Source organism: Mycobacterium lacus (assembly GCF_010731535.1).
GTDB lineage: Bacteria > Actinomycetota > Actinomycetes > Mycobacteriales > Mycobacteriaceae > Mycobacterium > Mycobacterium lacus.
Genome location: NZ_AP022581.1, coordinates 555,534 through 567,799, shown reverse-complemented (window position 1 = coordinate 567,799; position 12,266 = coordinate 555,534). Strand labels below are relative to the sequence as shown.

The window sequence follows — 12,266 nt, the reverse complement described above, 5'->3', positions numbered from 1 at the left end:
GTCAAATCTGCTCCAACCTTTGCAGAATCTCCTCGAGTGCCGCACGGCCGGGACCTCGCTCGCGGTCACCGGTACGGGTGACGTTATTCGGGTTGACCCAATCCCAGAGGTCGGGCCCGAAGAGCATCCGGCCGGTGGCCTCGAATGCCACCGGATCCTTGGTCTGCCTTTGCCCGGTGGTGATTTCGAAGCGCCGCGCCAGCATCGGACGCAAATGCCGATCCCAGTCCGCCCGCGTCGACTCCGACCACCGAATGGTCGTTTCCGTCTGGGACAGCCAGCGGCGCAACGCATCTCCGAGGTCGTGGGCGCTGGGCTCGGTCTCGGGTTCGGCGGCGTGTCCCAGGAACCGGCGGATGTTGAGCAGCACCAGAGCCACGCCCACACCCGCCCCCGCCAGCACGAATCGCCGATCGTGCACCGTCAGCGCCAGGAGCTCTATCCCGACGATGAGGCAAACACCCAGGGCGATAAGCCTTTTCATGCGGCACTCCGGGAGCCGAGTTCGTCGCGAACCAGCCGAAGCGCGCGGACCGCAACCTCCCGATGGCCTTCGTTCATCACATGCGGGCTGAACCGCGCCTCGGCGAACAGGGCCACTAGCGCGGCGGCGTTATCGGTGTGCAGCGCATGGTGTTCGACGGCTCGGGCCAGCACCTCGGTCGGGGTGTCGAAGTCCTGGGGGACCGCACCGGGGACATTCGCGAGTTCGCGTTCCATCGCCGCGTAGCAGGCGATGATCGCCTCCCGTGGGTCGCGGCTAAGGTCGGACATCTCAGCGAGTCCGAGTTCGGCCGCCCGCACCAGTGATTCCGAACGCGGCGGCGGTGCCGGGGATTCAGCGTACTCGCCGACGAAACCCGGAGCTGCGCGGCGCCGCCGGCGTAGGGCCGCGATGGCCGTCGCCGCGACGAGCAGAATCATCAGCGGGACGGTGCCGGCGAGCAGGATTGCGAACACGTCCCTGCTGTCATTTTGTGGGTGTTGCTCGGGCGGGGACGGTGCGGCTTTGCGCGGCGACGGCGGCGTGGTCGAATCCGGTGTGGGCACCGAGGGACCGACATCGTGTGGGGCGAACAACCCGGCTAGCAGCATCGCGATCAGTAGCCAAACCACGATCACTGCCAGTCCGATCAGCAACACGCGCCAACTCGGTCTCCTCTTGCCGCCGCCGAGCATGTCGGACAGGTTCCCCGCGCTGGGCGCCACCGTGCGCGGATCACGCAGCCGCGCGATGATTGCGAAGGCCGTCAGCGCGACGGTCGCACTCAGGGCCGCTACCACGAACATCAGCGCCGCCCGGCTACCGCCCGGCTCCACCGGCGTCGAACGGTCGTGAGCCGGAAGGTATCCGCGCAGCGCAGCGGCAACCAGGATCAAGAGCACGATCACGGCGACAACGCGCCTGGTCGGCTTGTCGATACCGGGCATTGGCACACCACTCGACCGGTTTGCCGGCCGCCTTTGCGGCCTGGGCTTTTTGTTCAACCTGGTTTGCTTCATACTGGCACGTCGGCCGCCTATGCCGCCACGATGGGCGGCAACAGCCGGGGCAGCCGGGGCGGTGCTGTGATGGTCCACAGTTGCGGCTTCATCCACAACCCAGCAATGACCCCGTTCGACGCGCCGGTGATGTGACGGAGGCGGTGAATACGGTCGGGATATGGGTTCATGCGCGAGCGCCGAGGAAGCGCGGGAGCGGATCAGCGCCGCTCTCGACGCGATCGATGCTGCGCACACCGTGCTGCGCGACACCCGCTCCGACGTGGTTGGCAATAACTTCCGCGTTGACGTCGCTGAGCGGCTGGAGACGCAGGACCGCACCAACCGTGGCCTCATGTATCGGTTCTTCGCCGAGATCGCCGACCCACCTGATGGCAACGAGTGCGTGTCAGCGGTACGAGAGATGCTGTGGGCGCGGCTGCGCCTCACGCCCAGGGAAATTGTCCGTCGCTTCAGGCTCGCGGCCCGCATCCGGCCGCGACGGTCGCTGACCGGTCCCCCGGTGCCGCCGGAGCTACCGGAGTTGGCAGCCGCCGTAGAAGCGGGTGCGGTCGGCGAAGATCACATCCGCGCGGTTTGCGAAGCGGTGGATGTGCTGCCCTCCTGCGTCTCGCCCACCGACGTCGCGGAAGCCGAGCGCAAACTGGTAGCGCATGCGATCAAACTCGACGCCGGTATCGTCACCAAGCTGGGTCAGCGCATCGCCGACTACCTCAATCCCGACGGCCTTTTCGACGACAACGACCGCGCGCGCCGCCGCGGGTTGCGCGTTGGCCCGCAGGGGCCTGACGGCATGTCCCGGCTGTCCGGCTTGCTCGACCCTGAGGCGCGCGCGTATTTCGAAGCGATCCAAGCCGCCGTGCGGCCCGGCCGCCACCAACCCCATAGCGCCGAGCCCGAAACACGCGACGAGCCCACACCAGCGCAGCGCTGCCACGACGCGCTCAAGCTCGGCCTGCAAACCGCTATCGCCTCCGGGGAGCTCGGGATGCACCGCGGTCATCCCGTTACTGTCGTCGCCACCACCACTCTCGCCGATCTCAACCAGGCCGCCCACGCGGTGCTCGACCCGTCGATACCGATGCCCCCGCCCGCGAACACAGGGGGCGGCTCACGGCTGCCGATGCGGGATCTGATCCGCACGGCCGCCAAGGCAATCCACTTCCTGGCGGTGTTCGACGACCACACCGAACGCCCGCTCTACCTCGGCCGCCAAAAACGAGTCGCGACCGCCGATCAGAGGCTCATCTGTTACGCACGCGACCGGGGCTTGCACCCGCCCCAACTGCCTCGAACCGGGTTATCACTGCGAGGTCCACCAGGCACCGGGCTGGGCCACCCGGACGAACGTCTCCGCGGCGACCCCGACCCGCCGCCTGAGCAGTAGCGACCACCCTAGTCGTGCTCGAACGGCCGGAAGCTGCCGTCGAGAACCGGCGATGACCTATGGTGCGTTTCGCGGCGTCATCGCATCACCCCGTGCACGATGATCGCGGTGATCTGATCCACCCACGCGTCGTCGAGCTCTTGATCCTGGTACAGCAGCATACGCAGCATGGTCGCCCCCCCGATCAGCTCGATCAATCGGTCCGCGTCCACATCGGGACGCACTTCGCCGCGGTCGATTGCTTCGCGCAGCCGCAACCGCACGGCGGTGAACAGGTCGGCGAAGCGGGACAGCACCCGGGCGTTGAGTTCGGCGTCGGCCATCATGTCGGCCACCAGACCGGGCAGCGCGGCCCGCACCACCGGTGTGGTGTACACGTCGCGCGTGGCCCCGACCATCATCCGGATGTCCGCGGCGAAGTCGCCGGCGGGAGCGACCAGCGCGGTGGGCGCCACCGGGAACGCGGCTTCGTGCACCAGCTCGGCCTTGCTCGACCATCGGCGGTACAGGGCGGATTTTGTGGTCCCGGCACGTTCGGCGATTGCCGCCAGGCTCAGGTTCGAATAGCCGCTCTGCACAAGCATTTCCGCGGTCGCGGAAAGGATGGCCGCGTCGATGCGTGGGTCCCGTGGGCGCCCGGCGCCGGGGGCCTTGTCAAGGGAGGACATGTCTGCTTTCATAACGCTACCCACCGTATCGTAATTGCCTCAAGAAGGGGGCGCCGTGGCCAACGAACCGGCAATCGGAGGTGTCGACCGCCTCCAGCGCTCTAGCCGCGACATCACCACCGTGCCGGCGGTGATGTCGCGATGGCTGTCGACGCTGCTTCCCGCCGGAGCGAAACCCGAGGTGACCGTGGAGAGCGGCGTGGACTCCACGGGCATGTCGTCGGAAACCATCATCTTGACCACTCGCTGGCGGCGGGACGGACGGCCGATCGAGCAGAAAATGGTCGCGCGGGTAGCGCCCGCCGCCGACGACGTGCCGGTGTTCCCGTCGTATCGGCTCGACCACCAATTCGAGGTGATAAGGCTGGTCGGCGAGCTGACCGACATACCGGTCCCTCGGGTTCGCTGGATCGAGACCACCGGCGACGTCCTGGGAAAACCCTTCTTCTTGATGGACTACGTCGAGGGCATGGTGCCGCCCGACGTGATGCCCTACACCTTCGGCAACAACTGGTTTGCCGACGCACCCCCCGGACGCCAGCGCGAACTGCAGGACGCCACCATTGGGGTGCTGGCGAAGCTGCATTCAATCCCCAACGCGGATAACACGTTTGGGTTCCTCGGCGAGGGACGGGAAGGCGACACAGCGCTGCGGCGGCACTTCCACTGGGTGCGATCCTGGTACGACTTCGCGGTACCCGACATCGGCCGATCGCCGCTGCTGGAACGGACTTTCGACTGGCTGCAGGACAACTGGCCGAACGACCCGGCCGGGCGCGACCCCGTGCTGCTCTGGGGCGACGCCCGGGTCGGCAACGTCTTGTACCGCGACTTCCAGCCGGTGGCGGTGCTGGACTGGGAAATGGTGGCGCTGGGACCGCGCGAGCTTGACGTCGCATGGATGATATTCGCGCACATGGTTTTTCAGGAGCTGGCCGGCCTGGCAACACTGCCGGGGCTGCCCGAGGTGATGCGCGAGAACGACGTCCGCGCCACCTATCAACGACTGGCCGGCGTGGAGCTCGGTGACCTGCATTGGTTTTACGTCTACTCGGGCGTGATGTGGGCGTGTGTGTTCATGCGCACCGGCGCACGACGGGTGCACTTCGGCGAGGTGGAGAAACCCGACGATGTCGAATCGCTTTTCTACCACGCCGGATTGATGAGGCGCCTTATCGGAGAGGATCGCTAATGCCGCAAAATCTTGGCCCGCTCGACGAGTACCCAGTCCATCAGCTCCCCCAGCCGATCGCCTGGCCGGGTTCGTCCGACCGCAACTTCTACGACCGCTCCTACTTCAACGCCCACGACCGCACCGGAAACATCTTCGTGATCAGCGGCATCGGCTACTACCCCAACCTGGGCGTGAAGGATGCCTTCGTGCTCATTCGGCGCGGAGATACACAGACGGCGGTGCACCTTTCGGACGCGATCGATCAGGACCGGTTGCACCAGCGCGTCAACGGCTACCGGATCGAGGTCATCGAGCCCCTGCGTAGGCTGCGGCTGATCCTCGACGAAACCGAGGGCATCGCCGCGGATCTCACCTGGGAGGGTCTGTTCGATGTCGTCCAGGAGCAGCCGCATATCCTGCGGTCGGGAAGCCGGGTGACGCTGGATGCGCAACGCTTCGCCCAGCTCGGCAGCTGGAACGGCCGGATCGTCGTCGACGGCGAAGAGATCGCCGTCGACCCCGCGACCTGGATCGGAAGCCGCGACCGGTCCTGGGGCATCAGGCCGATCGGCGAACCCGAACCCCCGGGCCGGCCGGCCGATCCGCCGTTCGAGGGGATGTGGTGGCTGTACATGCCGATGGCATTCGACGACTTCGCCGTCGTGCTGATCATCCAGGAGGAGCCCGACGGGTTCCGCTCGCTCAACGACTGCACCCGCGTCTGGCGCGACGGCCGCGTCGAGCAGCTGGGCTGGCCCCGGGTCACCACCCACTATCGATCCGGCACCCGCATCCCGACCGGGGCGACCATCGAGGCGACGACCCCCGACGGCAGCCCGGTCCACTTCGACGTGGAATCCAGGCTGCCGGTGCCCGTCCACGTCGGCGGCGGCTACGGCGGCGACTCCGACTGGCTGCACGGCATGTGGAAGGGCGAGAAATTCGTCGAGCGGCTGACCTACGACATGACCGACCCGGCGCTCGTCGCGCGGTCCGGCTTCGGGGTCATCGACCACGTGGGCCGCGCCGTGTGCCGAGACGGCGACGGGGATCCGGCGGAGGGCTGGGGTCTCTACGAGCACGGCGCGCTGGGCCGCCACGACCCGTCGGGATTCGCCGACTGGTTGACGGTGGCGCCGTAAGGCCGGCCGCGAATCTGGGATTGATGCACGCCTATCGCGAACAAGCGTGACACCACCCCACAGTCGGGTGCAGTTATGTTTGCCGGCGAAATGCGGTTGACTGTAGGGCGTGCCACACCCCCCACGGATCGTTGACGTTGTCGTGGTGGGCGCCGGCTTTGCCGGGCTAGCCGCAGCCCGCGAGCTGACGCGACTGGGTCACGACGTGCTGGTATTCGAAGGCCGTGGCCGTGTGGGCGGCCGGTCGCTGACTGGCAGCGTCGCGGGTCTGCCAGCGGACATGGGAGGCACGTTCGTCGGTCCCACCCAGGACGCCATCCGGGCGCTGGCCGCCGAGCTCCAGGTCCCGACAACCCCCACCCACCACGACGGCAAGAACGTCATCCAGTGGCGCGGCAGTACGCGCAGCTATCGCGGCACCATCCCCAGACTTTCGCTGACCAGCCTGCTCGACATCGGCCGGTTGCGTTGGCAATTCGACCGAATTGCCCGCGGCGTTCCGGTGGTGGCCCCCTGGAACGCACGGCGCGCGCACCAGCTCGACGACCAGTCCCTGGGTGAATGGTTACGTTCGGTGCGCGCCACCTCCTCCTCACGCAACCTGCTGGCCCTCATGGCCAGGGTCACCTGGGGTTGCGAACCCGACGACGTGTCGATGCTGCACGCCGCCCGGTACGTGCACGCATCCGGCGGCCTGGACCGGCTGCTCGACGTCGAGAACGGTGCCCAACAGGACCGCTTCCCGGGCGGCAGCCAGCAGATCGCCGAGCTGGCGGCGGCCGAACTCGGCGCCCGCGTTGTGCTCAACGCACCGGTCCGTCGCATCGACCGGCACGGAGCAGGTGTGACGATCACCTCCGATCAGGGTCAGGCCGAGGCCGGGTTCGTCATCGTTGCGATCCCGCCGGCCCATCGCGCGGCCATCGAGTTCGATCCCCCGTTGCCCCCCGAATACAAGGAGCTCGCAAACAACTGGCCGCAGGGCCGGTTGAGCAAGGCCTATGCGGCCTATTCGACGCCGTTCTGGCGGGCCAACGGGTTCTCCGGCCAGGCATTGTCCGACAGGGGCCCGGTTTTCATCACCTTCGACGTCAGCCCGCACGCCGACGGCATCCTGATGGGGTTCGTCGATGCCCGCGCATTCGACTCGCTGCCCTTCGACCAGCGCCGCCGGGACACCCTGCGCTGCTTCGCGTCGCTGTTCGGCGACGAGGCGCTGAGGCCACTGGATTATGTTGATCATCGTTGGGGCACAGAAGAATTCGCTCCCGGCGGGCCCACCGCCGCGGTACCGCCGGGTTCGTGGACGCGCTATGGGCCGTGGTTGCGCAAACCGGTCGGGCCAATCCACTGGGCCGGCACCGAGACCGCCGACGAGTGGACCGGATATCTCGACGGCGCAGTCAGTTCCGGACAGCGCGCGGCCGCCGAGGTTGCCGCCCTGCTATGAACTGATCCGCCGGATCCGCTCGGGCTGACTCACCGATTCGGCGAGTGCCCGCAACTGGCGATTGACCTCCCGGTGCTGTTCCAGCATCGAGCAGTGGCCGCCGGGCAGCTCGACCAGTCCAACCACGTTGGGTGCGGTGAGCGCGATCCTGCGGGACTGGCTGAGCGGCGTCAGCCGGTCACGTTCGCTGCCGATGACGAGGGTTGGCACCGTCAGGCGGGCCAGGTTGAGGTGCCGCGGACCGAGTTCGTCGACGAGCATCCTCGCGCACCCGCCGCGCCCAGCGGGTGATGTTTGCGCGAACAGCTCGTGGATGAGGTTCGTGACGCTCGGGTCGGCGTCGGCCCCGACCGCCAGCATCTCGACCAGATAGCGGCTCGGAATCCGCACGAGGTTCGGCAGCGGAAAGCCGCCGAACGCGTTGACGAGGCTGCGGCCGGCCAGAACCCGCACCGGCGACAACCCCCGCGGAACCCGCAGGAAGTGCACCTTGCGCACCAGGTCTCCGGTGGTGGTGTTGAGCAGCGCGACGGCGTCGGCGCGCCGGTGGACCTTGTGGCCGTAGCGGTCCGACCAGGCGGCGATGGTCATTCCACCCATCGAGTGTCCGGCCAGCAGCGCGCGCTCATGCGGGGCCAACGTGGCTTCCAGCACCGAATCAAGGTCGGATGCAAGGTGTTTGAGGCTGTAGCCGGAGCGTCGTGGGATGCCGCTTTGTCCGTGACCGCGATGGTCGAAGGCGATCACCCGGTAGTCGGTGGCCAGGTCGGCGATCTGGTATGCCCAGGCGCGGATGGCACAAACAAAGCCGTGGGTCAGCACGATCGGGTAGCCGTCGGGCGGCCCGAACACCTCAGCATGCAGCGCGGTGCCGTCCGCCGCGCGGACGCTAAGGGTGCGGCTGGGGGGCAATGCGTCGGGCAATCGACTTGGCGCGGCCTGGGTGGACTTCCGAGCACTCATTACCGCTCCCCCCTCAACACGGCCACGCCGCCGCCATCCGGATGCCGCCGAGTTTACATGAGCGTAATGAGAAACCGGCGCAAATCGGCCAAACCCACGACGGCGAAATTTGGGGCGAAATTCTGCAGGTAGAGCTTCCCCTAGTTGTCGATCGGGCAGTTCGTAAAGTGCACGGTCGTGCCAGAAGGGGTGTGAGAGGCTGACTGCGTGTCCCCGATATCCCGTCGGGCGTTCACCGGGCCGGCGGCGGGCTGCGCGTCGGATCGTCCACCGCCACCAGACGCCAACATGGTGCTGGTCGTCGGCGCCGGGATGGCGGGCTTGTCGGCCGCGCGAAACCTCACCGACGCGGGATGGCCGGTGCGGTTGATCGAAGCCCGCAATCGGATCGGTGGCCGGGTGTACACCAACCGCGACTGGGGTGTGCCGCTGGACATGGGTGCCTCGTGGATCCACGGCACGACGAACAATCCCCTGGTGGAGCTGGCGAGCCAAGCGCAAGCGCAGCTGGTGCCGACCGACTATTACCAATGGTCCAAATTGGCGGTCGACCCGCGGCTGCAGCCGATCGACTATGACGAAAACACCTGGCGCCGTTTCGTATCCCAGGCTCGGGACGAGGTCGACGGCGGGACTCTCGCCGGCGCGGTCGACGCCGGGGCGAGGCGCCAGGAACTCTCCTACGCGCAGCGCGCCGAGTTGGCCTTCTACGTCAACACCGAGATCGAAGACGAGTATGCCGCCGACGCGGACCAGCTTTCCGCCACCACGTTTGACCAGGGCCAATACCTGGGGGGTGAGCAGGAAATCCTGCCCAACGGCTACGACGCGCTGCCCACACAGCTCGCCCACGGACTGCAGGTCGTCTTCAACACGGCGGTCACCGCAATCGTGCGACGAGACACCTCCGTCACCGTTCGGGCCGGCAACCAGTCCTTCGAGGGACCCGCGGCGATCGTCACCGGACGACATCACGCCGGTCGAGGTCGCAACGTCGAGTTGGACCATCGACCCCTTTGCGCTCGGCTCGTACTCGTTCCACGCGCCCGGGCCCGGCCTCGAAGACCGGCGCCGACTGCAAGAACCGATCAGCGATCGGCTTTACCTGGCGGGTGAGGCGGTCGGTGTCGACAATCTCGCCACCGCGCACGGAGCCTTGCTGAGCGGGCGACACGCCGCCGCCGAATTGATGCGCCGATTGGGGTGACGGTCGGCACCTCAGTAACCTTCCAGTGCGGCCACACCGCGCCAACTTGGCCACGTGGTCTCCCAGATCCGGTGGATGCGGCCGTCGCGGTAGGCGGCAATGAGCACGACCTCGATTCGGGTCGGCTTCTCACCGGGGCGCGACGTGGTGATCCATACCCTGCCGGCGACCTTGTCCGTGGCCTCCACCCACGCCTGCTCGTCGTATTCGACCGCATAGGTAATCGACGTGGCGTAGATCTTGCGGTGGCTGTCGCGGAATTCGGCGAAACTCTGACTCGTCCCATCGGAGTGCATGACGAAGTCGGGGTCGTAGTAGTAATCGATGAGCTCAGCGTTCTTGGCGACGACCATCCGGTCGAACATCTCGCGAAGCAGCGCAACCGACATCCCGCGATCTTAGGCACGGAGCGCCCTATCTCACGCCATCGTCGGACGAGCTAGCCGGTGAACACCGGCAACTTCGCCCATCCCCGCACGCTGCTGGTGTGGGCCTTGCTGGCGTGGGCGTAGTCGACCTCCCAGTCCGGCCAGCGCTTGATGACCTCCTCCAACGCCACCCGTGCCTGCATGCGCGCCAACGCCGAACCCAAACAGAAGTGCAGCCCATGACCAAAACTCAGATGGGTGGCGCCGCGGTGGATGTCGAACGTGTCGGGATCGGCAAACCTGCGCTCGTCGCGGTTGGCTGATCCGTTGAGCAACAACATGATCGAGCCCTCGGGAACCGTTGTGCCGTGGCATTCGACGTCGCGGGCGACGTAGCGCGCCTGCACCGGCGAGGGCGCCTCGTAGCGCAACACCTCCTCGATCGCCACCGGAATCAGCGCCGGGTTCGCCACGATCTCCCGGCGCTGATCCGGATGTTCGGCCAGAAGCTGGCCGATGAAACCAATCAGCCGCGTCGTCGTCTCGTTGCCCGCACCGGCGATCATGCCGGTGTAGAGCAGCACCTCGGGCCGGCTCAGCCGCCGGGTCACTCCGCCGTCCTCGAACTCGACGTTGAGCAGCTGCGTCATCAGATCATCCGACGGATGTTCCACCCGCCAGTCGATGTAGGCGGAAAACATCTCGTAGCTGTGCTCGAGAAAGTCCTGCGGGACCGGCCTGAACGTACCCTCGTCGAGGGTGAGCTGACGACTGCCGCGGTTGCGGATCTCTTCCTGATTTTCCTCCGGAATGCCCAGCAAGTAACCGATCGTGCGCATCGGGACCGTCGCACCAAGATTCTCGATGAAGTCGAACCTGCCCGTGCCCACCAAGGGGTCCAGCGCGCGCACGCAGTAGTCCCGCGTCAGCGGCTCGATCGCCTCCATCCGCCGCGGCGTGAAAACCCTTGACAGCAAACGGCGATGCAGATCGTGAATCGGTGGATCTTCGAAGAGGATGACGCCGGGCGGGAGGTCGATTCCGCTCAAGATGATGTCCATGGTGGTGCCACGACCCGACCGGAAAGTGTCCCAATTCGCCAGCTCGCGGGCGACGTCGTCGTACCGGCTGAGCGCGTAGAAGTCGTACTTTTCGTTGTAGTACAGCGGGGCTTGGTCGCGCAGTGTCTTCCAGATCGGGTACGGGTCGTCGTCAATGCCGAAATCGAAAGGGTCGTAGTAGACCTCGGCAGTATCGGTTCCCGTCATGGTGATGACTTTCTGTTGGACAGCATCTCGGTCAGCGTGCGGTCACCGGCCGTCTCCGGCGCGGCCGACCGACCGGCCTCGGGCAACACGATCTCGCCCACCCGCGTGAGATATGGCCAGGCGATCTCCGGCGGCAGCCCACCGCACAGGGGCGACAGGGTGAGCATCTGCCCGGCGCGAACGCGCGAAATCGCTTCGGAGACCGAGATAATCACGTGCGACTTCGACGTTGCTCGCAGCTCGTCGACGCTGGCCACGTGCGAGATACCCGCCGATGTCCGGTTGCCGGGATTCCACTCGGCGTAGCTTCGCGCGTCGTGGAACAGATATTCCCCCAGCTCCGACCACGCCCGGTCCACATCATCGGCGACGAAGGTGACCGAGGGGGTGTCACTGCCGGGAAACAGGGTCGGCCCCGGCCTGTTGCCGTGCTCGCGACAGGCGGCCTCGTAGGCCTCCCGCATGCCATCGACGTCGGCGTTTGCCAACATGCCCAGACCGTACCGCCCGGCCCGTCGGGCCGCTGCCAAGCTCCCGCCGCCCCACATCAACGCCGGTCCGCCGGCGGTGCGAGGCCGCGGCGTCACCGTGATTCGGCGTCCGTCGGCAACGACGGTTTCGCCGGCAAGCAGGCGGCGCAACAGTCCGAGCTTCTCGTTGGCGAGGCGCCCGCGATCACCCAGCGCCAGCCCGAAGTGCTCGAATTCCTCGGGTCGGTACCCGAGGGCGAGGATGTACGAAGCCCGGCCGCCGCTGAGGATGTCGAGGATCGCCATGTCCTCGGCGAGCCGTATCGGTTCGTAGAACGGAAGAATCAGAATCAGGCTCAGGGCCAGGCGCTTCGTGCGTGCCGCGATCGCGGGCGCCAACATGAGCGGGGACGGCAGGTAGCCGTCCTCGGAGCCATGATGCTCACACAACACGGCGGCGAGGCAGCCGCGATCTTCGGCCCATGCGCACATCTCCGGCACCGCGGCATACAGCGCCGCCGGGGGTGCCCCCCACGCGGGGGCCCGCATGTCGAAGCGCAGCGTGAACACGGCCAGCTCTCTAGACGACCTAAGATTTGTTTCACGTACGCTACGTCGGATCCGCGATTGAGGTCAACAGCCCAAACCAACATTGAAACTAACATC

The 12,266-nt window shown here is 66.8% G+C and carries 11 protein-coding genes and 2 pseudogenes; 6 read left to right on the top strand and 7 right to left on the bottom strand.

Annotation, left to right across the window (positions count from 1 at the left end; genetic code table 11):
- Position 1: 1 nt before the first annotated feature.
- Both G6N24_RS02770 and G6N24_RS02765 read right to left on the bottom strand, forming a co-directional pair.
- A complete protein-coding gene (locus G6N24_RS02770) occupies positions 2-484 on the bottom strand; it encodes a hypothetical protein (RefSeq protein ID WP_085161314.1) in 483 nt (160 codons plus the stop codon).
- Entirely contained in the window at positions 481-1,431 is a 951-nt protein-coding gene (locus tag G6N24_RS02765; RefSeq protein ID WP_139822453.1) for a DUF4129 domain-containing protein, read from the bottom strand. The genes G6N24_RS02770 and G6N24_RS02765 overlap by 4 nt, the downstream gene beginning before the upstream one ends.
- Before the next feature lie 232 nt (positions 1,432-1,663).
- Here G6N24_RS02765 and G6N24_RS02760 point away from each other — a divergent pair.
- A pseudogene (locus G6N24_RS02760) lies at positions 1,664-2,840 on the top strand (13E12 repeat family protein); the annotation flags it as partial.
- A gap of 127 nt (positions 2,841-2,967) precedes the next feature.
- On the opposite strand, the gene G6N24_RS02755 reads toward G6N24_RS02760, so the two are convergent.
- The gene (locus G6N24_RS02755) at positions 2,968-3,570 is read right to left on the bottom strand and encodes a TetR/AcrR family transcriptional regulator (protein ID WP_085161318.1); all 603 of its coding nucleotides are present in this window, start codon (positions 3,568-3,570) and stop codon (positions 2,968-2,970) included.
- Positions 3,571-3,613: 43 nt separating this feature from the next.
- On the opposite strand from G6N24_RS02755, the gene G6N24_RS02750 reads away from it, so the two are divergent.
- From G6N24_RS02750 to G6N24_RS02740, 3 genes are all read left to right on the top strand, one after another.
- Positions 3,614-4,750 carry a phosphotransferase family protein gene (locus G6N24_RS02750; RefSeq protein WP_085161320.1) on the top strand — a complete coding sequence of 379 codons (1,137 nt, stop codon included), beginning with the start codon at positions 3,614-3,616 and terminating at the stop codon, positions 4,748-4,750.
- Positions 4,750-5,874: a hypothetical protein gene (locus tag G6N24_RS02745; RefSeq protein ID WP_085161322.1), complete on the top strand. Its 1,125-nt coding sequence runs from the start codon at positions 4,750-4,752 to the stop codon at positions 5,872-5,874. The genes G6N24_RS02750 and G6N24_RS02745 overlap by 1 nt, the downstream gene beginning before the upstream one ends.
- A 109-nt stretch (positions 5,875-5,983) precedes the next feature.
- Entirely contained in the window at positions 5,984-7,324 is a 1,341-nt protein-coding gene (locus G6N24_RS02740) for a flavin monoamine oxidase family protein (protein WP_085161324.1), read from the top strand.
- Here the strand turns inward: G6N24_RS02740 and G6N24_RS02735 are convergent.
- Entirely contained in the window at positions 7,319-8,287 is a 969-nt protein-coding gene (locus tag G6N24_RS02735) for an alpha/beta fold hydrolase (protein ID WP_085161326.1), read from the bottom strand. The genes G6N24_RS02740 and G6N24_RS02735 overlap by 6 nt on opposite strands.
- A gap of 288 nt (positions 8,288-8,575) precedes the next feature.
- Between G6N24_RS02735 and G6N24_RS24100 the strand changes: the two are divergent.
- Both G6N24_RS24100 and G6N24_RS24095 read left to right on the top strand, forming a co-directional pair.
- A pseudogene (locus G6N24_RS24100) lies at positions 8,576-9,196 on the top strand (flavin monoamine oxidase family protein); the annotation flags it as partial.
- Entirely contained in the window at positions 9,084-9,494 is a 411-nt protein-coding gene (locus tag G6N24_RS24095; RefSeq protein ID WP_232070855.1) for an FAD-dependent oxidoreductase, read from the top strand. The pseudogene G6N24_RS24100 and the gene G6N24_RS24095, both read left to right, overlap by 113 nt.
- Before the next feature lie 11 nt (positions 9,495-9,505).
- Here the strand turns inward: G6N24_RS24095 and G6N24_RS02725 are convergent, their stop codons facing one another.
- The 3 genes from G6N24_RS02725 to G6N24_RS02715 are packed head-to-tail and all read right to left on the bottom strand — an operon-like array spanning position 9,506 to position 12,170.
- Positions 9,506-9,883 (bottom strand): nuclear transport factor 2 family protein, encoded by a 378-nt coding sequence (locus G6N24_RS02725; RefSeq protein ID WP_085161328.1) that lies wholly within the window; start codon positions 9,881-9,883, stop codon positions 9,506-9,508.
- A gap of 50 nt (positions 9,884-9,933) precedes the next feature.
- Positions 9,934-11,130 carry a cytochrome P450 gene (locus G6N24_RS02720; protein WP_085161329.1) on the bottom strand — a complete coding sequence of 399 codons (1,197 nt, stop codon included), beginning with the start codon at positions 11,128-11,130 and terminating at the stop codon, positions 9,934-9,936.
- Positions 11,127-12,170 (bottom strand): LLM class flavin-dependent oxidoreductase, encoded by a 1,044-nt coding sequence (locus G6N24_RS02715; RefSeq protein ID WP_085161331.1) that lies wholly within the window; start codon positions 12,168-12,170, stop codon positions 11,127-11,129. The genes G6N24_RS02720 and G6N24_RS02715 overlap by 4 nt, the downstream gene beginning before the upstream one ends.
- Between the last annotated feature and the right edge of the window lie 96 nt (positions 12,171-12,266).